Annotated in this window: 35 protein-coding genes and 1 pseudogene; 16 read left to right on the top strand and 20 right to left on the bottom strand. The window is 69.5% G+C overall.

Features of this window, described 5'->3' with window-relative positions; translation table 11 throughout:
- Positions 1–666: TerD family protein (locus tag AAW14_RS07045; protein WP_265561008.1), on the bottom strand; the 666-nt coding region annotated here is incomplete at its 3' end.
- 280 nt (positions 667–946) lie between these two features.
- Here AAW14_RS07045 and AAW14_RS07040 point away from each other — a divergent pair.
- From AAW14_RS07040 to AAW14_RS07025, 4 genes are all read left to right on the top strand, one after another.
- On the top strand, positions 947–1,390 hold the full coding sequence (locus AAW14_RS07040) for a DUF6643 family protein (protein WP_265561007.1): 444 nt from the start codon (positions 947–949) through the stop codon (positions 1,388–1,390).
- Between the two features lie 48 nt (positions 1,391–1,438).
- Complete coding sequence (locus AAW14_RS07035; protein ID WP_265561005.1) at positions 1,439–2,266, top strand: MOSC domain-containing protein; 828 nt, start codon at positions 1,439–1,441, stop codon at positions 2,264–2,266.
- Between the two features lie 317 nt (positions 2,267–2,583).
- Positions 2,584–3,189 carry a hypothetical protein gene (locus AAW14_RS07030; protein ID WP_265561035.1) on the top strand — a complete coding sequence of 202 codons (606 nt, stop codon included), beginning with the start codon at positions 2,584–2,586 and terminating at the stop codon, positions 3,187–3,189.
- 124 nt (positions 3,190–3,313) lie between these two features.
- Complete coding sequence (locus AAW14_RS07025) at positions 3,314–5,752, top strand: right-handed parallel beta-helix repeat-containing protein (protein ID WP_265561003.1); 2,439 nt, start codon at positions 3,314–3,316, stop codon at positions 5,750–5,752.
- On the opposite strand, the gene AAW14_RS07020 is transcribed toward AAW14_RS07025, so the two are convergent.
- Complete coding sequence (locus AAW14_RS07020) at positions 5,722–8,100, bottom strand: hypothetical protein (RefSeq protein WP_265561002.1); 2,379 nt, start codon at positions 8,098–8,100, stop codon at positions 5,722–5,724. The two genes, AAW14_RS07025 and AAW14_RS07020, sit on opposite strands and share 31 nt — an antisense overlap.
- 277 nt (positions 8,101–8,377) lie before the next feature.
- Here AAW14_RS07020 and AAW14_RS07015 point away from each other — a divergent pair, with 277 nt between their 5' ends.
- Positions 8,378–9,211 (top strand): DeoR/GlpR family DNA-binding transcription regulator, encoded by an 834-nt coding sequence (locus AAW14_RS07015; RefSeq protein WP_265560999.1) that lies wholly within the window; start codon positions 8,378–8,380, stop codon positions 9,209–9,211.
- Between the two features lie 83 nt (positions 9,212–9,294).
- Entirely contained in the window at positions 9,295–9,813 is a 519-nt protein-coding gene (locus AAW14_RS07010; RefSeq protein ID WP_265560998.1) for an SRPBCC family protein, read from the top strand.
- Here AAW14_RS07010 and AAW14_RS07005 read toward each other — a convergent pair.
- Positions 9,781–10,905, bottom strand: a complete 1,125-nt coding sequence (locus AAW14_RS07005) for a PLP-dependent cysteine synthase family protein (protein WP_322741016.1) — start codon at positions 10,903–10,905, stop codon at positions 9,781–9,783. The genes AAW14_RS07010 and AAW14_RS07005 overlap by 33 nt on opposite strands.
- 389 nt (positions 10,906–11,294) lie before the next feature.
- Here AAW14_RS07005 and AAW14_RS07000 point away from each other — a divergent pair, with 389 nt between their 5' ends.
- Positions 11,295–11,618, top strand: a complete 324-nt coding sequence (locus AAW14_RS07000) for a hypothetical protein (protein WP_265560996.1) — start codon at positions 11,295–11,297, stop codon at positions 11,616–11,618.
- Positions 11,619–11,860: 242 nt separating this feature from the next.
- Positions 11,861–12,385 (top strand): ATP-binding protein, encoded by a 525-nt coding sequence (locus tag AAW14_RS06995; RefSeq protein ID WP_265560994.1) that lies wholly within the window; start codon positions 11,861–11,863, stop codon positions 12,383–12,385.
- Between the two features lie 49 nt (positions 12,386–12,434).
- Here the strand turns inward: AAW14_RS06995 and AAW14_RS06990 are convergent.
- Positions 12,435–12,860, bottom strand: a pseudogene (locus AAW14_RS06990) (ABC transporter permease); the annotation flags it as partial.
- A gap of 667 nt (positions 12,861–13,527) precedes the next feature.
- Between AAW14_RS06990 and AAW14_RS06985 the strand changes: the two are divergent.
- Positions 13,528–13,674, top strand: coding sequence for a helix-turn-helix domain-containing protein (locus tag AAW14_RS06985; protein ID WP_265561030.1), 147 nt, complete (start codon positions 13,528–13,530; stop codon positions 13,672–13,674).
- Between the two features lie 179 nt (positions 13,675–13,853).
- On the opposite strand, the gene AAW14_RS06980 is transcribed toward AAW14_RS06985, so the two are convergent.
- Positions 13,854–14,087, bottom strand: a complete 234-nt coding sequence (locus tag AAW14_RS06980) for a hypothetical protein (RefSeq protein ID WP_265560993.1) — start codon at positions 14,085–14,087, stop codon at positions 13,854–13,856.
- Between the two features lie 142 nt (positions 14,088–14,229).
- Between AAW14_RS06980 and AAW14_RS06975 the strand changes: the two genes are divergently transcribed.
- The 3 genes from AAW14_RS06975 to AAW14_RS06965 all read left to right on the top strand — a co-directional run bounded on the left by AAW14_RS06975 (position 14,230) and on the right by AAW14_RS06965 (position 15,102).
- Positions 14,230–14,472, top strand: coding sequence for a GntR family transcriptional regulator (locus tag AAW14_RS06975; RefSeq protein ID WP_265560991.1), 243 nt, complete (start codon positions 14,230–14,232; stop codon positions 14,470–14,472).
- Between the two features lie 185 nt (positions 14,473–14,657).
- Positions 14,658–14,852 (top strand): hypothetical protein, encoded by a 195-nt coding sequence (locus tag AAW14_RS06970; protein ID WP_322741015.1) that lies wholly within the window; start codon positions 14,658–14,660, stop codon positions 14,850–14,852.
- A 61-nt stretch (positions 14,853–14,913) separates the two neighbouring features.
- Positions 14,914–15,102, top strand: coding sequence for a hypothetical protein (locus tag AAW14_RS06965; RefSeq protein WP_265560989.1), 189 nt, complete (start codon positions 14,914–14,916; stop codon positions 15,100–15,102).
- 48 nt (positions 15,103–15,150) lie between these two features.
- Here the strand turns inward: AAW14_RS06965 and AAW14_RS06960 are convergent, their stop codons facing one another.
- The 3 genes from AAW14_RS06960 to AAW14_RS06950 all read right to left on the bottom strand — a co-directional run bounded on the left by AAW14_RS06960 (position 15,151) and on the right by AAW14_RS06950 (position 16,449).
- Complete coding sequence (locus AAW14_RS06960) at positions 15,151–15,816, bottom strand: hypothetical protein (protein ID WP_265560987.1); 666 nt, start codon at positions 15,814–15,816, stop codon at positions 15,151–15,153.
- 214 nt (positions 15,817–16,030) lie between these two features.
- Positions 16,031–16,270 (bottom strand): hypothetical protein, encoded by a 240-nt coding sequence (locus AAW14_RS06955; protein ID WP_265560985.1) that lies wholly within the window; start codon positions 16,268–16,270, stop codon positions 16,031–16,033.
- A complete protein-coding gene (locus tag AAW14_RS06950; RefSeq protein ID WP_265560983.1) occupies positions 16,267–16,449 on the bottom strand; it encodes a hypothetical protein in 183 nt (60 codons plus the stop codon). Before AAW14_RS06950 ends, AAW14_RS06955 begins: the two co-directional genes overlap by 4 nt.
- Positions 16,450–16,572: 123 nt before the next feature.
- Here AAW14_RS06950 and AAW14_RS06945 point away from each other — a divergent pair, with 123 nt between their 5' ends.
- Both AAW14_RS06945 and AAW14_RS06940 read left to right on the top strand, forming a co-directional pair.
- Positions 16,573–16,758: a hypothetical protein gene (locus tag AAW14_RS06945; RefSeq protein WP_265560980.1), complete on the top strand. Its 186-nt coding sequence runs from the start codon at positions 16,573–16,575 to the stop codon at positions 16,756–16,758.
- Between the two features lie 9 nt (positions 16,759–16,767).
- Entirely contained in the window at positions 16,768–17,007 is a 240-nt protein-coding gene (locus tag AAW14_RS06940) for a hypothetical protein (protein ID WP_265560978.1), read from the top strand.
- Positions 17,008–17,112: 105 nt separating this feature from the next.
- Here the strand turns inward: AAW14_RS06940 and AAW14_RS06935 are convergent, their stop codons facing one another.
- On the bottom strand, positions 17,113–17,301 hold the full coding sequence (locus tag AAW14_RS06935; RefSeq protein ID WP_265560976.1) for a hypothetical protein: 189 nt from the start codon (positions 17,299–17,301) through the stop codon (positions 17,113–17,115).
- 176 nt (positions 17,302–17,477) lie between these two features.
- Here AAW14_RS06935 and AAW14_RS06930 point away from each other — a divergent pair, with 176 nt between their 5' ends.
- Positions 17,478–17,801 (top strand): DUF6233 domain-containing protein, encoded by a 324-nt coding sequence (locus tag AAW14_RS06930; protein ID WP_265560974.1) that lies wholly within the window; start codon positions 17,478–17,480, stop codon positions 17,799–17,801.
- Positions 17,802–17,891: 90 nt separating this feature from the next.
- Positions 17,892–18,014 carry a hypothetical protein gene (locus AAW14_RS06925; protein ID WP_265560973.1) on the top strand — a complete coding sequence of 41 codons (123 nt, stop codon included), beginning with the start codon at positions 17,892–17,894 and terminating at the stop codon, positions 18,012–18,014.
- Between the two features lie 171 nt (positions 18,015–18,185).
- Here the strand turns inward: AAW14_RS06925 and AAW14_RS06920 are convergent, their stop codons facing one another.
- From AAW14_RS06920 to AAW14_RS06870, 11 genes are all read right to left on the bottom strand, one after another.
- The gene (locus tag AAW14_RS06920; protein ID WP_265560971.1) at positions 18,186–19,217 is read right to left on the bottom strand and encodes a tyrosine-type recombinase/integrase; all 1,032 of its coding nucleotides are present in this window, start codon (positions 19,215–19,217) and stop codon (positions 18,186–18,188) included.
- On the bottom strand, positions 19,214–19,414 hold the full coding sequence (locus AAW14_RS06915; protein ID WP_265560969.1) for a hypothetical protein: 201 nt from the start codon (positions 19,412–19,414) through the stop codon (positions 19,214–19,216). Before AAW14_RS06915 ends, AAW14_RS06920 begins: the two co-directional genes overlap by 4 nt.
- The gene (locus tag AAW14_RS06910; RefSeq protein WP_265560967.1) at positions 19,411–19,734 is read right to left on the bottom strand and encodes a hypothetical protein; all 324 of its coding nucleotides are present in this window, start codon (positions 19,732–19,734) and stop codon (positions 19,411–19,413) included. The genes AAW14_RS06915 and AAW14_RS06910 overlap by 4 nt, the downstream gene beginning before the upstream one ends.
- A 536-nt stretch (positions 19,735–20,270) precedes the next feature.
- Positions 20,271–21,059, bottom strand: a complete 789-nt coding sequence (locus tag AAW14_RS06905; protein WP_265560965.1) for a hypothetical protein — start codon at positions 21,057–21,059, stop codon at positions 20,271–20,273.
- Positions 21,056–21,364, bottom strand: a complete 309-nt coding sequence (locus AAW14_RS06900; protein ID WP_265560963.1) for a hypothetical protein — start codon at positions 21,362–21,364, stop codon at positions 21,056–21,058. The genes AAW14_RS06905 and AAW14_RS06900 overlap by 4 nt, the downstream gene beginning before the upstream one ends.
- 47 nt (positions 21,365–21,411) lie before the next feature.
- Positions 21,412–21,675 (bottom strand): holin, encoded by a 264-nt coding sequence (locus tag AAW14_RS06895; protein WP_265560961.1) that lies wholly within the window; start codon positions 21,673–21,675, stop codon positions 21,412–21,414.
- Entirely contained in the window at positions 21,675–23,162 is a 1,488-nt protein-coding gene (locus AAW14_RS06890; RefSeq protein WP_265560959.1) for a glycoside hydrolase family 25 protein, read from the bottom strand. Before AAW14_RS06890 ends, AAW14_RS06895 begins: the two co-directional genes overlap by 1 nt.
- A 10-nt stretch (positions 23,163–23,172) precedes the next feature.
- Positions 23,173–23,400 carry a hypothetical protein gene (locus AAW14_RS06885; RefSeq protein WP_265560956.1) on the bottom strand — a complete coding sequence of 76 codons (228 nt, stop codon included), beginning with the start codon at positions 23,398–23,400 and terminating at the stop codon, positions 23,173–23,175.
- Positions 23,397–23,942 (bottom strand): phospholipase D-like domain-containing protein, encoded by a 546-nt coding sequence (locus AAW14_RS06880; protein WP_265560954.1) that lies wholly within the window; start codon positions 23,940–23,942, stop codon positions 23,397–23,399. The genes AAW14_RS06885 and AAW14_RS06880 overlap by 4 nt, the downstream gene beginning before the upstream one ends.
- Positions 23,942–24,883, bottom strand: coding sequence for a hypothetical protein (locus AAW14_RS06875; RefSeq protein ID WP_265560952.1), 942 nt, complete (start codon positions 24,881–24,883; stop codon positions 23,942–23,944). The genes AAW14_RS06880 and AAW14_RS06875 overlap by 1 nt, the downstream gene beginning before the upstream one ends.
- Positions 24,884–24,943: 60 nt before the next feature.
- Positions 24,944–25,531: a hypothetical protein gene (locus AAW14_RS06870; RefSeq protein ID WP_265560949.1), complete on the bottom strand. Its 588-nt coding sequence runs from the start codon at positions 25,529–25,531 to the stop codon at positions 24,944–24,946.
- Between the last annotated feature and the right edge of the window lie 11 nt (positions 25,532–25,542).

Genomic DNA, 25,542 nt, shown 5'->3' with positions numbered 1-25,542 from the left:
GGGCATGGTGACCGGCGGCGGCTGCGGCGCGGCGTGGGGCCCCGTGGCCGGCCCGCGCATGGTGACCGGCGGGCTCGTCGGCGCCTTCGGCCAGTCGACGCGGGTGACGGGCGGGGGCGTGGGCGCCGCGTGCTGTGGCTCGTCCACCGTGATCCCGTAGTCCATGGCCAGTCCCTCGAGGCCGCTGCTCCAGCCCTGGCCCACGGCACGGAACTTCCAGGCGCCCTGGCGACGGTAGAACTCCCCGAGCACGAACGCGGTCTCAACGGTCGCGGCCGGGTCGAACCGGGCGACCTCGGTGCCCTGCGCGTCGAGCACTCGGATGGACAGGCCCGGCACCTGGCCGAACGTTCCGCCGTCGGCGGAGGCGGCGAGCACCACGGTCTCGACCGCGGGCTCCACACGGGCGAGGTCGACGAGGAGCGAGTCGGTCACCTGACCGCCCACGTCCCGCTTGCCCTCGTGACGCACCGCGCCGGAGGCGTGCGCGGGCTGGTTGTAGAAGACGAAGTCGCCGTCGGTGCGGACCTTCCCGGAGACCAGCAGCAGCGCCGAGGCGTCCGCGTCGGGCACACCCGGCCCGGAACGCCAGCCCAATTCGACGCGCAGTGCCGTGGTGGGCACCTGAAGATTCGATCCCTTCGACATTGACATGTCCGCCCCCATCACGTGTCGCCGCGCCAGGACCGTGGTCCGGGCAGTCCGCTGCTTCCGTTCTCGCCAACCTATTCTCCGCGGCCCTGAACTCCCATGACACGCGCCGGAAGACTTCCGCTCAACCCCCGGTAACCCCCCAGGAGCTTGGCCTTTACAGGATCCAAACCTCGTCCGCTGCCCCTTTTTGCCAAGTTCGCTCGCATTGGGGATCCCGCGTCACCCCGGACACGGAAAACAACCCTCTTATCGGTCTCCCCAACCAGCACATCGTGGGCTTAACTTATGTGCCATGACCTCCCCCCGCTCCACCTATGGCGGCGGTTACTACTCCGCGTCGCCCTTCCCGGACACTCCGATCTACGACTCGCTCGTCGCCGAGCGTGGCACCCCGCAGATCGCCCCGATCCGGGTCCCCTCCGCGTACGAGACGCCGGGCAGCCATCTGCCCGCACTGCCGTCGGCGCTTCCCGCGCTGCCCTCCGGACCGTCCCAGCACGCCCCGGCCTACGGCTATCCGCACACTCCGCACCCCGCGCCGTTGCAGCAGGCCCCGACCGCGTACATCCCGCAGCAGGCGGGCCCGCGCGGCTATCCGGGACCCCAGCAGATGCAGCAGCCGCGCCCGATGGCCCCGGGCACGGGCTACGAGGCGATGCGCCCCGCGGCGCCCCGTCCGGTCCAGACGCAGTACCAGGACCCTTACAACAACGGGCAGCAGTACCGCGGGTACTGATCCGCCTCCCGGCGTGAGGCTGTCCCTGCCCGATGGCACGATGGCCTCATGCCGACACCAGCGCTGCACTCGATTCACGTCCACCCGGTCAAGGCACTGCGGGGCCAGGCACCCCACACGGCCGTGGTGGAGCCATGGGGGCTGGCCGGGGACCGGCGCTGGGCACTGATCGACGAGACGGGCAGGGTCGTCACCCAACGCGAGCACCCACGCCTGGCATTGGCCGCCGCCGAGTTTGTGACCCGCGGCAGTATCCGTGTGGCCGCCTCCGGCCTTGAGCCGCTGACCGTCGCCGTTCCCGAAGGACCCGGCACGACGACCGCGAAGTGGGCGGGAGAGAAGATCGAGACGGTGCCCGCCGACCCCGAGGCGAGCACCTGGTTCAGCACATATCTCGGGGAATCCGTGACCCTCGTCCACCTCGACGATCCCGCCACCCGCCGCCCCATCGACGACCCGCCGTACGGCCGCCCGGGCGAGACCGTCAGCCTGGCCGACGGTTACCCGCTGCTGCTCACCACGCTCGCCTCTCTGCAGGCTCTCAACTCCCTGATCGCCCGGGGGGATCACCCCGACGAGGGCCCGCTGCCCATGAACCGCTTCCGGCCGAACGTCGTGGTGGCCGGCACCACGGCCTGGGCCGAGGACGACTGGAAGCGGATCGCCATCGGCGCCGTCGTCCTCCGGGTCGCCAAGATGTGCGGACGCTGCGTCGTGACCACCACGGACCAGTCCACCGCCGAGCGCGGCAAGGAGCCGCTGCGCACCCTCGGCCGCCATCGGCGCGTCGGCGGCAAGCTGATCTTCGGGCAGAACCTCGTGCCGGAGACGACCGGCACGATCCGCGTCGGCGACCCGGTGACGATCCTCGAATAGGGCCGGTCCGACAGCCCACCCCGGCCCCGCCCGGGACCCCGTTCACGTCGGCACCTTGCGGATTTCCTCCCTCCCGTCTTCCCGCCTCTTCCCTCCCCGTTTACCGGAATGAGAAAATCCGGATCGAGATGGGAAAGGTCCTCGATTCGACGGCCGTGCGGGGAACCCCGGCGACCGGCGCAGTCGTTGAGCCACCGAGAGAAGTTCATGAGAGGCCGGTGGGGCGGGAGAGGGATGGCTTCGCTCTCTCTTCCCCGACCTCGGAGGTGAACGGCCGGGCACTGGGGTCGTCGTGGGGGCGGAAGGGGGTGCGGGTGGTGCGAGCTATCGGCGGTCTCTGGCGCTGGCGGCACAATCCGCTGCGTCGTACGACCGATCTGGTCGAAGCCTGGGTGGCGCTGGTCGCTCTCCTGCTGATCCTGGTCGGCACACCCGTCGTCGGGTCCGTGCTCGGATCGTTCGCCCAGAGCTCCCTGCAGAAATCCGCGCGGGACCAGCAGCGCACCCGCCATCTGGTGGCGGCCACCGTCGTCAAGAAGCTCAACCCCAGCCCCGTGGACCTGGATCCGGAGTCCTCGAGGACTCGGGAAGCGACCAGTCGTGTGCTCGCCGACTGGACCGCCCCGGACGGCACCGCACGCCACGGCACGGTGCTGGCCGATCTCAAGTCCCCGCATCGGGGAGAACGCTTCGCCCTCTGGACCGACGACCAGGGCCGAATAGTGGATCGTCCGCTGGACGGTGCCGCCGCGACGACCCACGCCGTGCTGGCCGGCTTCGGCGCGGCCGCGATGACGGCAGGACTCATCGAAGGCGGCCGCCGGCTGATTGTATGGCGCTTGGTGCTCCGCCGGTACGCGCGCTGGGACCAGGCATGGGACAAGGCGGGCCCGGACTGGGGCCGGACGGGCACCGGCAGTTGACGGCCTTCGGGCTCCGGTCAACCAGCCGTGTCCGCGCACGCTACGGTGGACCGGCCGGGCTGTTCGGCTGTCCGGCATCTTCGCGAGAACCCGCGTACAAACGAGGTGGGGGCACAGCAGCGCCATGGCACAGGGCACGGTCCAGGTGACGCACACCGGTACATCGCGGTGGCGGCGCCGCACGGGTGAGTACGCGTCGCTCGCCGCCGCCCTGGAAGCCGCGACCGACGGGGACGTCCTCACCGTCGCTCCCGGCACCTACCGGGAGAACCTCGTCGTCCAGCGAGCCGTGACGCTGCGCGGACCCGAGGGCTCCCCCGGCTCGGTGCGCATCGCGCCTGTGGACGGCGTCCCCCTGACCGTGCGGGCCTCCGCCGTCGTCCAGGATCTGCACATCGAGGGCCAGGACTCGGCCGCGGCCGCCCTGCTCGTCGAGGAGGGCGCGCCGGAGCTGGTGGACGTGCGGATCATGACGCGGTCCGCGGCCGGTATCGAGGTCCGTGGCGGCGCCCGCCCCACGGTTCGGCGCTGCACGGTCGACAACCCGGCAGGTGTCGGCATCGCCGTCGTGGACGGCGGCGGTGGGGTGTTCGAGGAGTGCGAGGTCATGGCGGCCGCCCAGTCGGGTGTCGCGGTCCGCGGTGGCGCGCACCCGCGGCTGGAGCGCTGCCGGGTGCACCACGCCTCGGGCGCGGGCCTGTCGGCGACCGGGGAGAACTCCTCGCTGGAGGCGGTCGGTTGCGAGGTGTACGAGGTCCGGGGGTCCGGTGTGCAGGTCAGCGGCGGGGCCACGGCGCATCTGACGGACTGCGATGTTCACCGCACGACCGCGGACGGCGTCACTCTGGACACGGACGCGGTGCTGACGCTCGCCGACTGCCGCATTCACGACATCCCGGAGAACGCGGTCGATCTGCGTTCCCGGTCCGTGCTCACACTGACCCGCACGACGGTGCGGCAGTTCGGGCGCAACGGCCTCTCGGTGTGGGACCCGGGCACCCGCGTGGACGCCAACCAGTGCGAGATCTTCGACAGTACCGGCGACTATCCGGCGGTGTGGGTCAGCGACGGCGCGACCGTCGTGCTCGACTCGTGCCGGGTCCACGACGTGCCGGACGCCCTCTTCGTCCTCGACCGCGGTTCGCGCGCCGACGTCGTGGACAGCGACCTCACCCAGGTGCGCAACACGGCGGTGTCGGTGAGCGACGGCGCGACCGCACAGCTGGACGACTGCCGGATCCGGGACGCTGCGACGGGCGCCTGGTTCCGCGACCACGGCAGCGGCGGCACGCTGTCCGGCTGCACCTTCGACGGAACGCAGACGGGCGTGATCGTCACCAAGGGCGCGGACCCCACCGTCGAGCGCTGCACGGTGACGTCGCCGGCGGAGGCGGGCTTCTATGTCTCGGCGGGCGGCCGGGGCAGCTTTGTGAACTGCCGGGTGACTGGCAGCGACGGTTACGGCTTCCATGTGATCGACGGCTGCCGTGCCACCCTGAGGAAGTGCCGTACGGAGCGGTGCGCGCGGGGAGGATACGAGTTCGCGGACGGCGGCCCCGGCGGGGCGGGCGGTGGCGGTGCGGTAGTCGAGGACTGCACGAGCGACGAGAGTGCGGGAGTGCGGTCAGTGATGGCCCAGGAGACCTCCGTCCAGACGACGAGTCAGTCCCCAGGTCTGCTGGGCATCCCCAGTCAGCGCACGACCGAGCATGAGCCCCTCGTCACGGCTGTCCCCGAGCCGCAGAAGCCCTCGCGCACATCGCATGCCGTGCTCGGGGAACTCGACGCGCTGGTGGGCCTGGAGAGCGTCAAGCGCGAGGTGCGCGCCCTCACGGACATGATCGAGGTGGGCCGCCGCCGGCAGCAGGCGGGCCTCAAGGCCGCCTCCGTACGGCGGCATCTGGTGTTCACGGGCTCACCCGGCACCGGCAAGACGACGGTCGCCCGTCTGTACGGCGAGATTCTGGCCTCGCTCGGTGTCCTGGAGAAGGGCCATCTCGTGGAGGTCTCGCGGGTGGACCTGGTCGGGGAGCACATCGGCTCCACCGCCATTCGCACCCAGGAGGCCTTCGACCGGGCGCGCGGCGGAGTGCTGTTCATCGATGAGGCGTACGCGCTGTCGCCGGAGGACTCCGGGCGGGACTTCGGGCGTGAGGCGATCGACACGCTGGTGAAGCTGATGGAGGATCACCGCGAGGCGGTCGTGGTGATCGTCGCGGGGTACACGGCCGAGATGGAGCGGTTCCTGTCGGTCAACCCCGGTGTTGCGTCCCGTTTCTCACGAACGATCACCTTTGGCGACTACGGCTCCGAGGAACTGCTGCGGATCGTGGAGCAGCAGGCCGAGGAGCACGAGTACCGGCTGGGCCCCGGCACGGCCGAGGCGCTGCTGAAGTACTTCACCGCGATCCCGAAGGGGCCGGCCTTCGGCAACGGCCGCACCGCACGCCAGACTTTCGAGTCCATGGTGGAGCGGCACGCGGGCCGGGTCGCCCAGCTGGCGGAACCGAACACGGACGACCTGACCCTTCTCTATCCGGAGGACCTGCCGGAGCTTCCCTGACCCATGCCGTCCCCGGGCTGCGCGCCCGCCTCCGACGGGGCGTTCCCGGGCCGAGGTCCGGGAAGCCGCCGCCACAGTCGTGCCAGCAGCAGCGCGCGCTCCTCGGCGAACGCCGGGTCCGCCTGGTAGTGGCCGTGGCCGAGGATCGCGGCGGGCAGTGGGTGCCGGTCCGTGCGGCCGTACACGAGCGGGTCCTTGAGAGGTTCGCGATCGATTTGCGGGCCGCAGTCGCCGGGCAGCCGTATCGGACCGCCGATCGGGTCGGTGAGGCGGTACAGATTGCGCCAGCAGTCGATCTCGCGGTGCAGGGAGCTGAGCGCGGCGGGGCCGAAGTACGCCGGGAACCAGCGGCCGTAGAGCCGCTCCAGGGGTGAACCGTAGGTGAGGAGGGCCACCCGCCTGCGCACGGACGGCTTCAGCTGCCAGGCCGCGGCCGCCGCCAGCACGCTGCCCTGGGAGTGCCCGGACAGGACGAGCCGTCCGCCGGTGGTGCGCGTCCAGGTGGCCATGCGCCAGGTCAGGTCGGGCACCGCCCGCTCGGCGTAGCAGGGCGGGGCGAAGGGGTGGGCGGCACGTGGCCAGAATGTGCCGACGTCCCACAGGATGCCGATGGTGCGGCGCGCGGCGGCGTCCTTGTAGGCGCGGCGCCCCCAGGTGACGAAGAGGAGGAAGCCGACGCCGATGAGCCAGGAACCGAGCGTCTGTGCGATGTCGGTGGCGGCCCGGACGAGAGTCGGCGTACCCCGTGCAGCTCCCTTGGGCGTGTCGCCGGTGGCGAAGGCCCCCGCCAGGGCCGCCGCGCCCAGAAGCAGGGTCGCGGCGGAGATGATACCGACGACGAGCGGGGCCCGGTCGGTCAGGGCGGCCATCGCGCGCGTGCCGGCGATGCGCAGGCTGCGCGCCGCGTCCTTCGGTTCGCCCGGGTAGTCGAGGTCGACGCAGCGCGTCCCGGACCGTCGCAGGACCCAGGTGCGCCGGGCCAGCACGGCGGCGGGGACGGACAGGACGAGCAGCAGCGGCGGGATCGTGGACGCCTGCCAGGTGAGCAGCACGGGCGGGCCCGCGAGGGTGTGTCCCGTACCGTCGAGCCAGTCGGCGACCCGCTGGGCCACACCTCCGGACATGACACCGCCGAGCGCACACGCCAGCATCGCCACGGCGGGTCCGGCGAGTCCGCGCATCGCGGTGCGCGTGTCGGGACGGGCGCGGCGGAGGACGAGGGCCACGAGGGCGAGCGTGATCACGAGGGTCCCCTGTGCCAGGGCGAGCGCGCCGAACGCGGTGTCGCCCGGCAGCCGGCCCGACGACCGCCAGCCCGGGCGCGACCATCCGGCGTACACCATGGTCACGGCGAGCACGGCGAGCGCGCCCGCGGGCAGCGAACGCACCAGTGTGCGGTCGAGTTCCTGGTCGAGCCGGTTCTCGGTGCGGCCCCGACGGCACACCACCCACACCACAATCACGGCGCCCGCGAGGAGAGCCGTCGTCAGGAGCCAGCTCATCGCTTCGAGTTCGACGGGGCCGTGGCGGCGGTCGTGGCGGGCCGCGGACGTGTCGAGTGCGGCGGCCACCGTGAGGAAGCCCGCGGCGGTGTGCGCGGCGCGCAGCCGGGCCACCAGTCGGCGCCCGTACCAGAAGCCGGGGCGGCCGAGCGCGGTGCGGTCGGGCTCCTCTTCCGGGTCGTCCTGGCGGGGCATCGGCTGCTGGGACTCGTAGGCGCTCCAGGTGCGCTGTGACAGGTACCAGAGCAGACCGGTGAGCAGGGTGGGAACCAGCGAGGCCAGGGCCAGACGCCGTCCCGGCCCGCTCCACCAGCCGTGATGTGAGCCGACGGGCGAGAGGAAGGCGAGCCACCCGTGACGGCCGGTGCACGCGGGTTTGCCCGCGCACTGCCAGGCCCCCAGGTCCAGGGCCACCTCGCAGGCGGCCGCGACCAGCAGCACCGTGAGCGTGAGTCCGAGGAGCCGGACGATGAGGCCGTAGAGGCGGACCGCACGCGGCCGGCCGATGGTCGCGGGACGCATCCAGTGCGCGAGGTTGGCCACCATGAAGGGCAACAGCAACAGCCACAGGGCGCGGGCGGCGTTCCCGGACGTGAGGTTGCACCAGACATAGGCTTCTGGCACCGGACGGCCTCGGTGGTCGTCGGGGTGCCGGTCCGCCTCGGCGTCGTCGGCGCGCCGGTACACGGCGGCCGTGTCGTCGCCGGCGATCCGGACAACCCGTGGGTCGCCGAGCATCGCCTCGGGCGTGGTGCCGCCGACCCCATGAATCAGTAGTTCCAGAGCCTCCGCGGACCGCTCCCGGGCGTCACCTCGCTCCCCCGCGCGTTCCCCTGCACGCTCCACTGTTCCCCCACCTCCCCCGCGCCGCGTACGGTGTGCCCGGGCACGCAGATGATCTCCCTGGACACGGGAGTGCACACGCGTTGTCACGGAATGTCCCCGATACGAGTGACAGGGGCGGACAGCGGATGGTGATCCGTGAGGCACTGGGGGTGGCGCCCCCCGTGCGGACCCGTGCGAGGATGGGACGTCCTCGGCGATCGATGGCGGAGAATGACCTCGTCGGAGCCGGTACGGACGGCGTGTCGGATGTGAACGGGCGAAAGGGATCGGTACGGACGTGAGCGAGAATCAGAACCTCCTCGCGGAGCAGCGCCGTGCCCTGATCGTGGACGAGGTACGCCGACGCGGCGGCGTCCGCGTGAACGAGCTGACCCGCAAGCTCGGCGTCTCCGACATGACGGTCCGCCGCGACCTCGACGCCCTCGCCCGCCAGGGCGTGCTGGAGAAGGTGCACGGCGGCGCGGTGCCGGTCGTGGAGGCCAGCACGCATGAGCCGGGGTTCGAGGCCAAGTCGGGCCTGGAGCTGACGGCCAAGGAGGACATCGCGCGGGCGGCGGCCGAACTGGTCGCACCGGGTACGGCGATCGCGCTGTCCGGTGGGACGACGACGTATGCGCTGGCCCACCATCTGCTCGACGTGCCTGATCTGACCGTCGTCACCAACTCTGTTCGGGTGGCGGACGTCTTCCACTCGGCGCAGCGCACCTCGGGCCGCCAGCAGGGTGCTGCCACGGTCGTGCTGACCGGCGGGGTGCGGACGCCGTCCGACTCGCTCGTGGGACCCGTGGCCGACCAGGCGATCGCGTCCCTGCACTTCGATGTGCTGTTCCTCGGTGTGCACGGCATATCGGTCGAGGCCGGCCTGTCGACGCCGAACCTGGCGGAGGCCGAGACCAACCGGCGGCTGGTGCAGTCCGCACGGCGTGTCGTGGTGGTTGCCGACCACACCAAGTGGGGCACGGTGGGCCTGAGTTCGTTCGCCGCGCTGGAGCAGGTGGACACGCTGGTGACGGATGCGGGGCTTCCGGCCGGGGCACGGACGGAGGTCTCGGAACACCTCAGGCGGCTGGTGGTGGCCGGGGAGCAGGAAGACGACGGTACAGACATCTGACGCCCCCACGGCTATGGTGTGACGCCGTCCCGGCACCGCCGCTCGTGTCCGGGAGCTCCGCTTCCCGCCAGGAGGTTCCGTCCATGGCACGCCGTCTGCGCCCCGTGGGACTCGATTTCGTCCGGACCGCTCCGGTGCGGCTGGTGTTCGCGCGGGAGATCACGGCGTCCCCCGAGACGGTCTTCCGGGCTCTGGCGGAGGACGTTCCCGGCTGGAGCGAGTGGTTCTCCGCGGTGACCTCCGCCGCGTCCGTCGACGGGGGTGCCGGCCGCGAGGTGCGCCTCATGGGCGGCACCCGCTTCCGGGAGACGGTCGTGGCGGCCGAGCCGCACGAGGTGTACGCGTACCGTGTCGACGAGACGAGCGCGCCCGGGGTGCATGCGCTCCTGGAGGAGTGGCGGCTCACGCCCGCCGGCACGGGCACCCGGGTGCAGTGGACCTTCGCGGCCGACGGGACCGCGGTCCTCCGCTTCCTGTTGAGACGGGGGCGCGCCGGCCTGGGACACGCCTTCCGCGGAGCGGTGACCGCACTGGACCGAAGGCTGGCGTCCCAGGGTGCCGGGCCGGGGTCAGTCCGCCCACACCCCGGTCGCAAGGAGTGAGTCGATCGCCGTCGTGTACGGGGTGATGTCCAGTCCCTGCTCGGTGAGCCACGCGTCCGAGTAGTACTTGTCCAGGTAGCGGTCGCCGGGGTCGCACAGCAGGGTCACCACGCTGCCCGTGCGCCCCTCGGCCACCATCTCCGCGACGATCTTCAGCGCGCTCCACAGACCCGTGCCGGTCGAGCCGCCAGCCTTGCGGCCGATGGCCCGCTCCAGGGCCCGTACGGCGGCGACGCTGGCCGCGTCCGGGACCTTCATCATCCGGTCGACGGCGCCGGGCACGAAGCTGGGCTCCATGCGGGGCCGCCCGATGCCCTCTATGCGTGAGCCGCAGTCACAGGTGACGTCCGGATCGCCGGTCGTCCACCCCTCGAAGAAGCACGAGTTCTCCGGGTCGGCGACACAGACACGGGTGTCGTACTGCATGTAGTGCACATACCGCGCGATGGTCGCCGAGGTGCCGCCGGTGCCGGCCGTGGCGACGATCCACGCGGGCTCCGGGAACCGTTCCAACTCCAGCTGGCGGAAGATGGATTCGGCGATGTTGTTGTTTCCGCGCCAGTCCGTGGCGCGCTCCGCGTAGGTGAACTGGTCCATGTAGTGGCCGCCGGTCTCCGCCGCGAGGGCGGCCGAGGCCTCGTACATCTTCCGCGAGTCGTCCACGAAGTGGCACTGTCCGCCGTGGAACTCGATGAGGCGGCACTTCTCGGCGCTCGTCGTGCGCGGCATGACCGCGATGAAGGGCACTCCGATGAGTTTGGCGAAGTACGCCTCCGAGACGGCGGTCGAGCCGCTGGACGCCTCGATCACCGGGCGGCCCGGCCTGATCCAGCCATTGCACAGCCCGTACAGGAACAGGGACCGGGCCAAGCGGTGCTTGAGGCTGCCGGTGGGGTGGGTCGACTCGTCCTTGAGGTACAGGTCGATGCCCCAGTGCTCGGGCAGCGGAAAGCGCAGCAGGTGCGTGTCGGCAGAGCGGTTGGCGTCGGCCTGGACCTTGCGTGCGGCTTCTTTGAGCCAGGTGCGGTACTCGGCGTCGCTGCGGTCGACGTCAAGCGTCTCGCCGGGGCGGGTGATCTGCGGGGTGCTCACGGCGGGACTCCTTACAGGGGTGTGCCGACGCCGGGTTCACGCGGTCGGACGCCTCGATGATAGACATCTTTCGCACGCTTCTCACCTGCATAAACGCCCCTTTGATCAGCTCAAAGGGGTCCCTGGGGGAACGGCGCAAAACGATGGGGCGCATCCGCGCGAATGCGCCGGATACCCGGTGCGGCCTCGACTTGTGCACTGGTGTGAGCCGCCGGGTGCGGGCAGACTGCACGGCAGGATGCCGGTCGGTCACCGGGTGTACCACGGGGCGCCGGGCCCGAACGCGGATGCACACTGGATCACGACCGACATCGATCAGGGCCACGCCGGATCACGGCTCAAGCCGGATCCGGACCGGGCACGGCCGACGCGCAAGGGGGCGGGGCATCATGGCGGAGCCGGACTTCACGGCCACCGGTGTGCGGATCGGGAAGAGGCTGCGATCGCTCACCCGGGCCGGGCAGGTCCGGATAAGCGACGGCAGGCTACGGCTGCTCACCAGCTACGGCAGCGAGATCGACAGCGCGCCGGTGCAGGCGGTGCGCGCGTCGAAGCCCTGGTTCGCGCCGGAGGACCGGGCGTTGGCCGATCTCAACGGCACGCGTTACTCGCTGACCCTCGGCGACCACGATCCGGCGCCGGGGCAGCCGGGCCCGCCGTCGGCGCGGCGTTTCATCGAGGCGGTCCGCAAGGCTGCCGGGCGCGGCGGCTGAACTTGGCGCGAGTTGCAGGACGTGACCCTGTGGGTCACGCTGATTGCACATCACTCTGGGTTTACCGGCGATCACGCTGAAGAACCAGCCCGCCGGTCACGACCGCGGGCGGCCCCGTACGAAGCCGTTCCGCACCAAGCGGCCGGAGTACTCAGCCGCACAGCAGGCGGCATGTACACCGAGCCTTCCTGCTGGATCCGATCTCCGTCGTCTTCCGGACCTCAATTCGGGGAGTCGCAGCCGTGATCAGCCAGCCAAGCAGGCACTGCACGGTGGAGCTCCAAGCCCTGCCGTCGCGGATCGGCCAGGTCCGCAGAATCGTATCGGCGCACTTGCGCTACTGGCACCTCGATCCCTTGATAGACCGGGCGTCGCTCGGTGTGACGGAGCTTTTGACCAATGTCCACCTGCATGCCCAGCCCGACAAGACGTGCACCGTGGAGATGGAGCTGCTGCTCGACCGGCTCACCGTCTCGGTGCGCGACCACGACCCGCGCCTGCCGGAGCTGCGCGAGGCGGATTCCTCCGCCACCAGCGGACGGGGACTCGCGATGATCGCCGCCATGGCCGACAGCTGGGGCGCGCGCCCGGACGGCGACGCGGGCAAGGTCGTGTGGTTCACGCTTCCCGTCACATCGACGGGGCGGACCCGGGCCGTACCCCACCTCACGCCGTACGAAAAGGCGCTCGAGGCATCAGCCCGTACGCTCGCGGTCGACGAGCGCAGGACGGAACATGCTCCCGCCCGGTCCGCCGTTGCCGGCTGACCGGGCGGTGATCCTGCCTCCCGTACGTCCCTGAGCGGGCGCGCCGGGTTCATTCCGCGGCGACGGCCCGCAGCACATCCAGGCGGCCCGCCCGCCGTGCCGGACGCAGCCCCGCGAGGGCACCGGCCGCAAGACCCACGAGCGCCACCACCGCGAGCCGCGCGGGCGGCACCGCGAAGGCGAAGGCCGTGTCGGAAGCGCCTTCGGACGACTTGACCAATACCCACCCGAGGAAAGCACCCAGAACCAGCCCGCCCGCCGTGCCGAAGGCGGCGACCAGGACCGACTCCCAACGGACCATGGCGCGCAGTTGGGACCGGGTCTGCCCGACGGCTCTGAGCAGCCCCAGTTCGCGGGTGCGTTCATGAATCGCCAGGGTGAGGGTGTTGGCGATGCCGAGCAGGGCTATGAGCACCGCAAGGGCCAGGAGCGCGTAGACGAGGGTGAGCATCATGTCGATGCCCGCGCTTTTGTTGTTTCTGGGCCTTCTACCTGCGGATCAGGGGCTTTGACCTGCGGAGCATCTGTCAGCGGCTAGCAGGAGTTCGCGGAAGTTAGCGGAAGCTAGTAGCTGCTCGCGAAGATCGTCTCCCATCTGTCTCCCATCTCCCATGTTTGCTGAACCCGAGTGGTGCTTGATGCGTAATGGGTAGACCGGAGCCGGAGTCGTCTTGCTCACCTTGGGGGTAGCGGATCGACTCCGGCTCCGGCTTCCTGTTCAACGAGTGGCTCGTGCGCCAATTACAGTGCACGGCTTCCTCGTTGATGCGGATGCCCGGCGGCGAGGACCGCGCATCCGCGCAGGCCCACCGTGCGAGCCGTCAATGGGGGTAACTACGACCGGCGGTGGACCCATCGGCGTTGCGGCGCCCATACATCCGCAACCCCGAAGCCAAGATATAGAACATATATTCGATTATGGAGCCAGCAGGGGCGTGCCCGAGGGGCTCGCTTTCTCTACGCAGGGAGGCTGATGGCCCGTCGCACGAATTCCATGATCAGAGAATGCCGCAAATCTGCTGCTGACTTATGATCTTGGTCCGTAAACGGTTGAGCCCGTGCAAGCCGATCAGCCCCAGTGGGTTCTCGACGCCCGCCGGGCCACCGGCGACCGCATCCGCGTGCGACGGCTGCACCAGAACATGACCCAGGAGTCCCTCGCCTACGCGAGCGGCCTGGACCGGTCGACGATCCAACGCATGGAAGCCGGCCACGAGATGAAGCTGAGTCATCTTCTCCTCGTCGCGCACGCGTTGCGTGTCCATGTGGTCGACCTCCTTCATGGTTGAACTTTAGTCAATCCCAGCAGCCCGTCAGGTGTGGCGACAAGGACGCTCATGGCATGGATCTAGTAAAAGGCTGCGGTCTACACGCGATCCCCGTAACCCTGTGCGCAGGCGTTGGCCTGCGGTTTCCTCCCTGGCAAAACTGAACGACCGGTCAGTTGCCACGGGCAACGAATCCCGTGTCACGCGGTCTCCCCGTCGAGCCGGCGGTAGGCCTGCTCCCCGTGTGCCTGGTAGGCCCGCCACAGCAGTTCGGCTTTGTCGCAGCTGCGGTCGATGTCGCGGCAGGCGTCGCATGTGAGGGCGTGGCCGACGTAGCGGCCGTATGCCTGCTGTATCGGGGTGAGCGACGCGGCAGCGGCTAAAGGGTGCAGCCTGCTTTCGGCTGGGGCTGGCTGGTCTCTAGGCTCGTCCATGGCGGCGCTCCGGGCAGTGTCGTCCACGCCCCCGGGCCGCCGACAACGGTCGCGGGGGTCCTTTGCTGGTCCCACGATGACATAGCACGCTATGGCGTACTACCGATCGCCGTAGCCGATCATGGCTGCCTACGGTGCGGTCATGGAGTTCGCTAGTGATCGCCCCAGGTGGAGGCAGGTCCACGAGGTGATCGTGGAGCGGATCCGGACGGGCCAGTACCCGGCCCGATCCCGAGTGCCGTCGACCGTCGCGCTGATGGGCGAGTTCGGGATCGCCAACGTGACCGCGCAGAAGGTGCTACGCCAGCTGCGGGCGGACGGGCTGATCTACACGGAGGTCGGCATGGGCTCGTTCGTCGCCGACCAGTCTCCGCCGCAAGACTGACCGAGCTTCCCCTACCGCCCGGCTGGCCCGCGCCGCACCCTGATGCCAGGTCGGCAACGGGAGGCCCGGATGCAGTGTCCGAACTGTGGTGGTGCCGCGCAGGAGGGCCCGGGTGGCTCGTGGTCGTGTCCGCAGTGCGGGCCGATTTCCGGTAGTGCGCCCAGTCCGCGGGTAGGGTCGCCATCGTGACGGAGGATCAGGAGACGGCGGCCCGGGCGGCGGCATTCCTTGCCGGACAGGAGATCACGACCATCGGCTGCCGTAAGTGCGGTACGGAAGTGTCGGGGATCAACGGCCGGTACTCGTGCGGCGGCTGCGGTTGGGTGAATCACTGGTCGGAGGGGCACACGGAGCTGCCGCCCGCGCCCGGCGAGGATTGAGCGTCGGCCCAGGGGGGCCGATTCGTGGCCCGCTGACAGTGCCCGCCACTAGAATCGGATCATGTCCGCCGCTCCCCCGCCGCAGGGTCGTGTGCGCCCGTCCGACGTCGTCAACGACGACATTCGCCGCTTGGTCGTAGCCGCTGGCGGCTGGCTGTACGGGGAGACCCGGGAGCGGTACGAGCTGCTGGTCGCCGAGTGGACGGTCGCCGTCGCAGCCGAGCGGGGCGAGATCGTCGAAGCGGCATAGCAAAAGCTCCCTCCCGCCAGTAGCGAGAGGGAGCCGGCGCGCGGGGTCTCAGCCGAGGCCGAGGCGGCTGAGTGCGGTGGTCCAGTCGGTGACGATGGCCTGCTGCGCGGCAGCGAGGGTGACCTTCCCACTGCAGACCGCGGTGTGGAGCTGCGACTCGACGGGGTCCTTCTTGTTGTTGACCCCGCTACCCGTGTGGCCGGGGTCTGCCGGTTCGACCCACAGGTTGCGGGCGTCGTTGGGGTCGCCTCCCAGTTCGAGGCTCACGAGGTGGTCGTATTCGGCGTCTCCGAGGCGGCCGGTGTAGCCGTAGGAGGCGGCGTTGAGTCGCTTCTCCTGCCCGGTGATGGAGGCGGGCGGCCGGATGCCTTTGGTGTAGCCGCCCTTGCGGCAGATCGTCGTCTTGAGGTTGGTCTGGGTGACGGCTGGGGAGATGGCGCCGGGGGTGCAGTTCGGGTCCTCGAGCGGTTCGCCCTTGTCGGTGCGGTAGTGGCAGCTGCCTGCGGGGGGCTGCTTCTGCACGGTGTACGTCGTCTGCGGTCCGGCTCCGACGGGGATTGTTGACGTCCCGCTCGGCGCGGCTGCTCCCGAGGGGCCCGCCGCTGTTCGGCTCGAGGTCTTGTGGTGGGTGGGTGTGGCGGTAGTGGAGTTGCAGCCTGCCAGGCAGGTGGCGGCGAGCAGTACAGACGCTGTGGCTCTCGACGTGGAGCGCATGACGACCCCTCATGGACGTGCTGTGGCTGAGCACATGCTGCCCTACCGGTCGGCCGCCATGCCCGGCGGCATGCCGCGCGAGGGGAGCGCTCCGGTGACGCGCACGCCGGGGCGGCCGGGACGACGTGACGTAGGCTGACGCAACGGTGCCCCGGCTGCTTTCCTCAGCCGGGGCATCGCTGTACGGCGGGCGGCCCTTCAAGGGAGCGCCGGCTCATTGAGGCCGTCGCGTTTTGAGCTCTTCCTCGGTGATTGCACTGTGGCTGAGGCACATCTCGCTGCCGCTCTCCAGGTTGCGGAGACGGTAGATCATCGGGTTGCGCCGCGCCTCGCGCTCGGTGAAGAGGCCGACCTTGTGCGCGGTGGGGGCCGCGTCTATCACCTGGTAAGTGAAGTTGGACCTGCCCAGGGTGACAAGCTCACCCTTTCTGAGCCACTCGTTCGGGCTGCTCATCGCACGCACCACCAGGTGTAGCGGGGGCCATTGGACTTCTGGTTGAGCAGCTCCACGGAGGCCTCCGCGACCTTGAACTCAGTGTGGGTTCCGTGCCAGCGGCCAGTCCTCGTGTTGAAGACCTCGAAGGTGCCCGGAATGTTCATGCTGTTGATCGGCTTGGTGTGAGCGGTGGCCATCTCTACCTCCCTGGCTAGCGCCTGTTTCTGTACCTACAGAATGCGCCCACCGATCACCCTTGTCAAGTCTTCCTGGCAGGTGGATGCTAGTTTCTGTACCTACATAAAGAGAGGATGGTTGCAGTGGCCCGACCGGCAACAGGCGAGACACCGAAGCACAACGTGCGCGTCCCGAAGGAGCTGTGGGACGCAGCAATGGCCGAGGCAAAGATGGAAGGGCGCACCATCACGGACGTCATCAACTCCGACCTGCATCGCTATGTCACGCGCCGACGACGCGAGCGCGGAGCAGCAGACGGCGAGTCGTAGGATCCCGTCGTGGACATACCCGACGACCTCATCACCCTCGAACGCGCCGCCGAGCAGGCCCGTACCGCCCTGGCAGGCCTCGACGGCGCCGCCTACACCGCGCAGTGGGAGCGGTGGCGGGACGCGGCAGGCGTGTTCCAGGCCGCCGTCACCGCGCACGCAGAGGCGACCGGGCAGAGCCGGGTTGAGGTCGAGATGGCCGTGAAGAAGACCGTGCGGTGGCCGGAGCCCGAGACGGCTGAGGCCTGACAGCAGCGCGCCCCGGCCGGGCATCACTCCGGGCGGGGCTTCAGCACAGTGCCAGCTGCTGCTGATATGACGAGCCCAGCGTAGCGACCGCCACCGACAACGCAGCTACGGCCAGCTGGCCAGCTGCTCCCCGGTCTCGGTGTCGGTGAGGGCGATGCGCGCACCGTCGCGGCCGTAGTCGCCGACCGCCTCCCGGAACTTCTTCCGCGCGGTCGCCTCGTCGCCCCACCAGCCGTCGAGGACGGGCCGGCCGTCCAGGTGCAGGGTGAGGTGGAAGCGCTCAGGGTCGGTCACGCCCCCACGGTACGTCGAGCCCCGGGAGTCGCCTGCGCGTGCCGCGGCGCCCTCCGCCGGGGTGGATAGGCGGGGGCGCCGCGGTGCCAGTCCGTTACGGGCGTACTGGGCGGGGCTCACTGTAGGCGGGACCCGCCCGAGTCGCAAGACTGTTCGATTACCCATAGACTCGGCCCATGCCCGATCTTTCGCCGAGTGAGCGTCTCGCCAAGCTGAAGGCCCTCGAGGAGTGGCTCGCCTGGCAGCTCGACCAGACCCGGCGGAAGATCGCCGACCTCGAGCAGCAGCAGGCGCGGCCGGTCGAGTACAAGCTGGAGCAGAAGCTCCGCGAGAGCCACCCGCTCGGGGCGACCATCCACCTCGCCGACTGCACCATGACCCAGCGTGAAACCCGGCCCATCAGCCCCGACGACGCCCGGGCCGCCCTCAGCAAAGACCGCAAGTTCTTCATGTCGTGCGAGTTCTGCCGGCCCGACACCAAGCTGGGGATCCTCGACTAGGTACCCCGTTCCGGCGAGATCACCTGATATAGCCCCACAGCGCCGGGGCGCACGCGTACAGTCCTGCCTCCACCACAGGAGGGGGACGAGATGATCGGGTTGGCGATCACGCTGCTGCGGCTGTCGCTGCGGCTGAGCTTCGGGATGATGGACATGATGGTGTGGATGTGCACCCTCGGGAAGCTCGACCCTCGCATGCGGCGATTCGTCTAGGGCAGCCGCGGAGCCTCCCGTGGGGAGCCGGGAGGCGCGGCGGGCCCTACCGCTCGCAGCGAACGGCAGGGCCCGGTTGCGGGGTCTCACCTGGGGGGCTCGACCGACGCACGAACACCATGCACCACAAACCAGCCACAGCGATAGAGATCGGCCGCGGAATCCGTGGCACTACTCGGTCTCGTCTCGCTGCAGCCGTTCGCCGAGCTTGGCGGCGAGGGCGTAGGCGGGGTGGTTGTCGAGTTGGCGTCGTCGCCGGTTGTATCGCTGGGTGGTGCGCGGGTCGGAGTGGCTGACGGCGTCTTGGACGTCTTGGAGTGGGACGCCGTTGGCGAGGTTGTCGGTGATGAACTGGTGCCGCAGCGTGTGGGGCTTGATCGTGGCGGCTTGGGGGATGCCTGCGCGGCGGGCGAGGACGCGGAGGTGCTTCCAGACTTCGGGCTGCGTCCAGCGACGCCCGGAGTCCGTAACAAACAGCGGACCGTCGGTGCGGTCGCCGAGGTAGGCGAGGAGCGCGTCGAGGGCGAGCGGCGGCACGGGTGCGGGCCGTTTCTTGCCGCCCTTCTGGGTGAGGGGCAGTGTGCGGTGTCCTCGGTCGTAGCCGAGCTGGTCGGCGTTCAGCGACAGCAGCTCGTCGACGCGGGCGCCCGTAAGGTAGAGGAGCATGACGAGGGCGTAGGAGCGGGGCGCCCAGTCGCGGGCGGTCTCGATGAGCCGCATCGTCTCCTGCTCGGTCATGCCTTCGGTGGGGCTGTAGTCGGGGTCGACGTAGGGTCGGTTGACGGCGGCGAACGGGTCGCTGTCGACGGCCTGGAGGCGGGCGGCGTAGGTGTAGAAGCTCCCGGCGGCGGCGAGGGCTTGGGCCTGCGTGGTCTCCGCCGGGGGCCGCCCGTTGCGGGTGGGTGTCTTGGCGAGGTGCTTGGCGTAGGCGTCGGCGAGCGGCAGCTTCGCCTGCAGCGGGTGGATGCCGGTGGAGCGGGCGTACTCCTCCCACGCCTTGAAGGTGCGGACGTAGGCGCGCCTGGTGTGGCGGCTCTTCTGGCGTGCGATCCATCCTCCGGCGATGGTGGGTAGCGGGTCGTGGTCGCCGTAGATGCCTGCGAGGTGGTTGGCGAGTTGGCGGGCTTCGTCGGGCCAGTCGTCGCGGGGGTCGTGCCGGTCGGTCGACAGCTCCGCCGACGGGCGCGGGACGAGAGCGGTCACTGGACTTCCCGATAGACGGCCTTGCGGTTGATGTAGTCGACGGTCATCACTCGACCGTTCGTGTAGTCCCACTTGACGATCCCGTCGGCGCTGGCACGTGCGGCTCGCTGAGCGGCGGCCACCTGCCGGGAGTACACGCGCTTCGTGACCGAACGGCCTGTCCTCTTGTCGGTGAACGTGGCGTCGAACGCGGTCATGTCGATTCCTTCTCTGCGGCCTCGGTTGCGAGGTCGTCCAGATACTCGGCGGCCCTCTCCATGTCGTGGTTGCCACCCATGGAGTGGATCTGCTGTGCGCACCAGCGGATGACGACGGCCCGGTCCGTGACCGGGGTGGAGTCGACCTGCGCCCTGGTGGACAGGGCGTGCAGATAGTCGGCGGCGTCCTGTACCACTGGGTCGTCATCGACGGAGCGCACTCGGTCGGCGCACCAGAGGATGACCGCCGCATGGTCGGTGCACTCGCGGGCGAGAGTTGCAGCGGCTTCCTGCTCTGAGGGATGCGTATGGGTCGTCACGATCGTCCCCTGCTTCGGTTCAGTATGGGATAACTGTCATTATCAACCATAGAGTTGGGTGATCGCCAGCACTTCCGGAGACGACGAAGAGCCCCGCTCTTCGATCGGAGCGGGGCTCTGATACGGCATGTTATCGAGAGTGCTGCGGCCCAACTCGGCACCCGTCAGGGCATGAAGAAACCCCGCCCACGAGGGGCGGGGTGGGTTGCGCGGCGGCTGCCCTCCTTAGCACTCTCCACGGTTGCCCGCTGGCGTCGGAACAGCTCTTGCCTAGTGCCAGGCCGCGCACAGCAACTCTACGCCGAAGCGCCCCCGCTCCCCTGCCGGTTGGCAGAGGGCGGGGGCGTCACGGTCTCGTGGGGGTGTCAGCTGGTGGTGAGCGGGGCCGGGTCTTCGGCGAGGGGTGGGGGTGGGTCTGGTGACGGTTCTGGTGGGGCTTCCTCGCGTCCGAGGGCGACGAGGGTGTCCATGTCCGCGGTCGGTGCTGGCCGCCACGGTGCGGGGTTTCCCACGGCGATCGGCATGAGGCCTCCCTGTCAGTCGGTGCGGTGGGCGGGGTCGAGGCGGCGGTAGGCGGCGAAGGCGAGGAGCCCGACGAGGCTGATCGCGCTGCGGGCGGGGCTGGAGGACTTCTTCAGCGGGCCCGAACTGCTGGTGGGCTGGCAGCTGTAGTGCGTCGAGCCCTCCGAGTCCGGGGTGCAGTTGTACGTCTGGCTGTGCCCGAGCGTGTCGGTGTAGGTGAACGTCCAGCCGCTGGGCGGCGGGCCGGCAGGACCCTGATCGCCGGTATCGCCCTTGGGTCCCTGCGGTCCGGTATCGCCGCGGGGCCCTGCCGGTCCTGCGGGTCCTGCGGGTCCGGCGACGGTGGATGCTGGCCCGGGACTCCCTGGCGCTCCCGCCGCACCTGACGGCCCTACCGGCCCGGGTGAGCCTGCCACGCCGGGTGAACCGTTCCTGCCGTTGGCGCCGTTGCTGCCCGGGGTGCCAGGTGCGCCCGACGGGCCGGGACCACCCGCCGCGCCGGACGGGCCAGCCGGCCCCGGGACGCCGGGTACGCCTTGGACGCCCTGGACGATGCTCTGCGCTGGCGGGGCCGCGGGGGTGACGTGGTGTTGCTGCAGCTGGCGGCGGGTCGTGTCCAGGCCGGAGGCGAGTTGCGAGATGACGGTGCCTTGGGCTGCGATGCTCTGCTGCAACTTGCGGTTCGAGGATTCGACCGTGTTGAGGGCGAACGCGACGAACGCGGCGGTGAGCAGCAGTACGATCCACAGGGCGACGCCTGCCAGGGCCGATGCCCTCGGGAGCCGCCTGATCGGGTCCGTCATTTAGCTCCCTTCATCGTGCCGTAGGCCTGGACTGCGAGTGCTAGGAATGCTGCTGCGACGGTGAGGATGGCGATCCAGCGGCCGAACGTCATCGCGGGCCGTTCCTCCAGTTTCGAGACCCGGCCGGTGAGGGCTTGGACTTCGCGGTCCCGGTCTTGTTCGGCTTCCTGCCACATGCGGACCGTGACGGTGTCTTTCGCGAGGTCCGTGACTCTGCTGTCTAGTGAGGCGTGGACTCGGTCGGTTCGCTGTTCGTGGTCCACGAGACGCCTGTACACCTCGCCCGGGGAAACGTCATCGGTCACCGCACCGTCCTTTTACCTTGTACTCGTCAGCGACCGAATGCGCCCTGCTAGGCGGCTGGGGTAACACCCGGGCCCGCGGGGGGTTCGGGTGCGGGCTTCGGTCCGGGTTGTGGGGTGTGGGGGGCCTTCCAGCCTGCCCAGAACGTGGCGAGGGGCGGCACGATGAGGGTGAGGAGGGACTGCAGCCAGGCGGGCATGGAGCCCATGAGCTGGCTGTTGCCGACGACCGAGTTGAGGAGGGTGATGAGGACACCGACGGCGACACCGACCGCGGTCGCCGCCTTCACCTTCGTCTCTACGGGAGCGGCCATCAGACGCCTGCCTTTCCGAGTGCTGAAGCAAGTTCATCCAGAGCCGCCTTCGCCCCGGCTGCTGCTGCGGCCTGGACCTGCTCTGCGGTGATGCCGCCCGACTTGGTGAGGGCGGTGATGGCGCCGGAGAGGGCGCCGACCTGCGCGGTCAGGGAGGCCACGGCGCCACTGGTTCCGGCGATGTAGCCGTACACGTCGGGCATGTTCGGGTTCTTCTTCTCGGCGTCCGCGTTGCGGTAGCCGAGGACCGCGAGCGCGACCTTCTGCGCGTCGGCGTCGGTGAGGGGCATGTCTGCCTCCAGGATCTGGGCGATCGGGAACTGGCCGGGGTCGCCGTGGTCGTTCTGTGGGACGTGCTGGTGGCCGCAGTGGCCCTTGAAAGCGGACCAGGCTGCGGTGTCCATGCGGACGCCGTTGTTGCCGTAGGACGCCGGGTAGGGCTTCCAGGTGAGGCCGGACGTGAGGGGTACGCCGTGCTGGTCGTGCGCCCAGTGGGCGAACGCGTTCAGGTCGGCGATGGCCCAGTCGGGGAGTTCCGGCATGTACAGGTGCTCGGTGCCCGCCTTCGACCAGGTGGCGTGTGTGGTCGGGTCGCAGGTGCCGACGATCTCCACCTGGGCGACGTTCAGGGTGTTGGTGCCGATCTGGGTCTTGTCGTGGACGAGGGCCCTCGCGGACTCGTCGAACCCGAAGTGCTGGTACCAGACCAGCTTCTGCGTCTTGAAGTCGGGGACCGCGGTCAGGGTCGGGGCGATCGACCCGCCCGAGTAGTCCGGCAGGGCCAGCGTCTCCGTGGAGTGCCAGACGATCGTGTTCACGGTCATCGGGTCGCCCGGGTAGGCGGTGCTGTACCAGTGGGCCTTCGACGCGCCCGGGTAGATCTCGGCGCCCGCAGTGCTTCCGCCGCCGCCCGAACCGCCGCCCACACCGGCCCACGCCTTCAGGTCGGCCGCGGTGGCGAAGTTGGCGATGTCCTTGTCCAGTGGGCTGTCGGTGTACTGGTGGAACGTCCAAGGGTGCTGTACGCGCGGCTGTCCGGCGGTGGTGTAGTCGGCGATCCAGAGGAAGTCGCCGCAGTTGGAGTTGGTGTCGACGTTCTTCCAGTTGCCGGTGTCGCAGTAGATGCCGACCTTGTGGCCCGGGACCTTGGCTTTGACGTAGGCGAGCCAGGCGTCCTTGTAGGCGCGGGCTTGGGCGTTGGTGACGTTCTGTCCGTACCACTCCCAGTCGAGGCAGAGGATGTCGCCCGCTACGAGGTTGATCTGGGACAGGAAGTGATCCGCCTCGGCGGCCGGCGAGTTCGCGATGTTCGGGTAGTGGTAGAAGCCCACCACCAGGCCGGCCTTGCGTGCGGCGGCACGCTGCGACACCCACGAAGGGTTCGTGTAGCTGAGGCCCTGCGTCACCTTGATGAAGGCGAACGCAAGCCCAGACGTGTCCGGTGACGCTGACTGGTACGAAGACCAGTCCTGACCGTAGACGCTCATGATCCCCTCCTCAGCGCCAGATGCCGAATGCGAGGTGCCCGACCAGCCACAGCAGGATGACGGCCAGGAGCAGGTGCGCCAGGCTCCACTGCCAGACGGGGACGCCCTCTTTCACGCCGAACCAGGACCAGATCGTCCAGCTGAGCGTGTTCTTCGTGTTGGTGAACAGTGCGTAAGCCTCCGGCACGACGAAGCCGGCCGTCAGCCACAGCAGCCAGTACAGGTGCCACCTGTTCATGCCGCGCCTCGCTTCCCGGCCGCGGCCTGCAGCATGTGGCTGTGGATGTGGTCCGCTCGGGTGCGCGCCATCGCGGCCTCGAGCGGATCCCTGATGATCGTGGTCTGGTTGTCCTGAAGGGTCTCCCCGGACGTCGACCAGTTCGTCGAGCCACTCACGGCGTCCAAGCCGTCGACGACCAGCAGCTTCATGTGCATGATCGCGTTCTTCTCTGAACGGCCGACCGCGATCGACGACGCCGGGTACGCCTCGCGGGCCAGGAGCTTCCGCTCGTGCACTCCGCCGGCCTGGCTGGAGTCGAGGCTGAGCTGCACGAAGATGTGTTCGTCGATGAGCTTCTCGTGGAGAGCGTCAGCGAGTTCGTCATCGTCGAAGCCGTAGCAGGCGACGACCAGGCTGGTTGTGGCAGAGCGGATGAGGTCGAGGAGCACGCCGTGGACGTTGTCGACGGGGCTGTAGAAGGTGCGCCAGGTCTTCGAGTAGCCGGGCGGGAAACCGCCGGTCTTGTAGCCGTCCAGGACGGACAGGTCGGAGAGCGCCATCACTGGACTCCGTTCTTGGCAGCCCACGCCTTCATCGACTTCCACGCTTGAACCACGTCAGGATCCAGTCCAGGAGTCGGAGAAGGAGTGGGCGACGGAGGAGGGGTCGGTATCGGGGCCGGCTGGGGCGGGACGACCGCAGGGAACGGCTTCCCGGTGAGAGCGGTGTAGTCCGCGGCGAGCGCTGCGAGGTCTACGCCTTCCTGGAAGGCCGGGTGCTGGAGGTGTTCCTCGAAGATGACGACCCAGGCTTCCTCGACCTTCCGGCTCCAGTACCGGTCGGTGAAGCTGGTCTCCTGCGCCCAGGTGATGAACCGTTCGTCTCCGCCGAGCGGCCCCTTGCCGGGCGGGCCGTAGCCGCCGGTGATGACGGAGTGGCCGCCGTCGTCGGCGGAGCGGGCCACGTAGTCCCACGGCTGGCCCGCGTTGAACTGCTGCATGTTGGCGTCCTGGACGACGAGACCAGTCCATACGAATCCGAAGATGGAGATCGCAGCCTTGACCTCGTCGGGCTTGGTCGGGTCGACCTTGGCGAACGCGAGCGCCTTCTTCCCGTCCGGCCCGCCGACCTTCACCAGGTACTCCAGCAACGTCTGGATGTCCATGCCGCCGTCGGCCGACGAGCCGGGACCGTTGACGTTCGGGTCACCGTTCGGGTCGAAGTTCGGGTTCTGAGTCCGGTAGACCTCCCAGACCTCGTCCTGCGATGGGTAGTTCTCCGCCCCGGCGATGAAGGCAACGAGACGGCGAACGTTGGCCCACGTCACGGCCACACAGTCCCCGGCCACATCGTTGCCCAGCATCTGCCAGTCAGCGAGACGCGCGAGGTAGTCGGCCGCGGCAGGGTGAGCCGGGACCTTCCCGGTGAAGAACCGGGAAAAAGACAGGGCTGGGGCGCGCTTCGGCGCGCGGCGACCGTACTTGAGGGCGGGATTCGGCATGGTGCTCCTGGGCATGCGAATGGCCCCGGTCCGCTGGCCGGGGTGTGCTGGGGTGCGGGGTTAAACGAGCGAGTAGGCGACCTGGTCGAGGGAGATCCATGCGGCTCCGGTGGCGCCGCTCGATGGGATCAGGCACTGGATGGTGCCGTCCGGGTGGACTTCGATCCGGCCGTACATGTCCGCAGCCCACTGTGTTGCGCCGGTGAAGTACCGGTAGTAGGCGGGCCAGGCGGCGGACGGCAGGGTGCAGATCGTGAAGAAGCTGCCCTTCGCGAACGGGCTGCTGTCGCTCTTCTCGACGGTGCCCCGGAGCTCAACCCGCTGGTTGATGATCCTGTATGCCGGGTTGCCGCTGAAGGCGACGTAGCCGGACGCGAACGTGAGTGCCGTCCAGTCGGTTGCCGTGATCGTGATCCACGAGGTTCCGTTGTGGTACGCCAACTGTTTGACGTCGTTGAGCCACGCGACCATGCCCGCCACTGGCGTGGTGATGGTCGCGTCCCGGGCGGAGGCGGACGCGAACCTCATCACGGATTTCGGGGTCAGGCCGCCGACGATGCCCTCGCCGAGGGTCTTCAGGTCAGGCTTGTCGGTGTAGTCGAGGTACGGGATTGACTGCCCGTAGGAGTCGGTCAGTGAGCCGGACACGTGATTCCTCC

Source organism: Streptomyces hygroscopicus (genome assembly GCF_026168105.1).
GTDB lineage: Bacteria > Actinomycetota > Actinomycetes > Streptomycetales > Streptomycetaceae > Streptomyces > Streptomyces hygroscopicus_D.
The sequence above is the reverse complement of the archived record's forward strand: the minus strand, read 5'-3'. Positions and strand labels throughout refer to the sequence as shown.

What these genes read in the sequence shown, in the direction of transcription:
- AAW14_RS06955 (WP_265560985.1), bottom strand. Translation starts at nt 16,270, where the DNA reads ATGAGCAGCCCGAACGAGTGGCTCAGAAAGGGTGAGCTTGTCACCCTG.
- AAW14_RS06905 (WP_265560965.1), bottom strand. Translation starts at nt 21,059, where the DNA reads ATGACGGACCCGATCAGGCGGCTCCCGAGGGCATCGGCCCTGGCAGGC.
- AAW14_RS06875 (WP_265560952.1), bottom strand. Translation starts at nt 24,883, where the DNA reads ATGCCGAATCCCGCCCTCAAGTACGGTCGCCGCGCGCCGAAGCGCGCC.
- AAW14_RS06895 (WP_265560961.1), bottom strand. Translation starts at nt 21,675, where the DNA reads ATGGCCGCTCCCGTAGAGACGAAGGTGAAGGCGGCGACCGCGGTCGGT.
- AAW14_RS06965 (WP_265560989.1), top strand. Translation starts at nt 14,914, where the DNA reads ATGTCCGCCGCTCCCCCGCCGCAGGGTCGTGTGCGCCCGTCCGACGTC.
- AAW14_RS06890 (WP_265560959.1), bottom strand. Translation starts at nt 23,162, where the DNA reads ATGAGCGTCTACGGTCAGGACTGGTCTTCGTACCAGTCAGCGTCACCG.
- AAW14_RS06915 (WP_265560969.1), bottom strand. Translation starts at nt 19,414, where the DNA reads ATGACCGCGTTCGACGCCACGTTCACCGACAAGAGGACAGGCCGTTCG.
- AAW14_RS07000 (WP_265560996.1), top strand. Translation starts at nt 11,295, where the DNA reads ATGGCGGAGCCGGACTTCACGGCCACCGGTGTGCGGATCGGGAAGAGG.
- AAW14_RS06950 (WP_265560983.1), bottom strand. Translation starts at nt 16,449, where the DNA reads ATGGCCACCGCTCACACCAAGCCGATCAACAGCATGAACATTCCGGGC.
- AAW14_RS06985 (WP_265561030.1), top strand. Translation starts at nt 13,528, where the DNA reads ATGACCCAGGAGTCCCTCGCCTACGCGAGCGGCCTGGACCGGTCGACG.
- AAW14_RS06960 (WP_265560987.1), bottom strand. Translation starts at nt 15,816, where the DNA reads ATGCGCTCCACGTCGAGAGCCACAGCGTCTGTACTGCTCGCCGCCACC.
- AAW14_RS06880 (WP_265560954.1), bottom strand. Translation starts at nt 23,942, where the DNA reads ATGGCGCTCTCCGACCTGTCCGTCCTGGACGGCTACAAGACCGGCGGT.
- AAW14_RS06980 (WP_265560993.1), bottom strand. Translation starts at nt 14,087, where the DNA reads ATGGACGAGCCTAGAGACCAGCCAGCCCCAGCCGAAAGCAGGCTGCAC.
- AAW14_RS07035 (WP_265561005.1), top strand. Translation starts at nt 1,439, where the DNA reads ATGCCGACACCAGCGCTGCACTCGATTCACGTCCACCCGGTCAAGGCA.
- AAW14_RS06975 (WP_265560991.1), top strand. Translation starts at nt 14,230, where the DNA reads ATGGAGTTCGCTAGTGATCGCCCCAGGTGGAGGCAGGTCCACGAGGTG.
- AAW14_RS06885 (WP_265560956.1), bottom strand. Translation starts at nt 23,400, where the DNA reads ATGAACAGGTGGCACCTGTACTGGCTGCTGTGGCTGACGGCCGGCTTC.
- AAW14_RS07040 (WP_265561007.1), top strand. Translation starts at nt 947, where the DNA reads ATGACCTCCCCCCGCTCCACCTATGGCGGCGGTTACTACTCCGCGTCG.
- AAW14_RS06925 (WP_265560973.1), top strand. Translation starts at nt 17,892, where the DNA reads ATGATCGGGTTGGCGATCACGCTGCTGCGGCTGTCGCTGCGGCTGAGC.
- AAW14_RS07025 (WP_265561003.1), top strand. Translation starts at nt 3,314, where the DNA reads ATGGCACAGGGCACGGTCCAGGTGACGCACACCGGTACATCGCGGTGG.
- AAW14_RS07010 (WP_265560998.1), top strand. Translation starts at nt 9,295, where the DNA reads ATGGCACGCCGTCTGCGCCCCGTGGGACTCGATTTCGTCCGGACCGCT.
- AAW14_RS06930 (WP_265560974.1), top strand. Translation starts at nt 17,478, where the DNA reads ATGCCCGATCTTTCGCCGAGTGAGCGTCTCGCCAAGCTGAAGGCCCTC.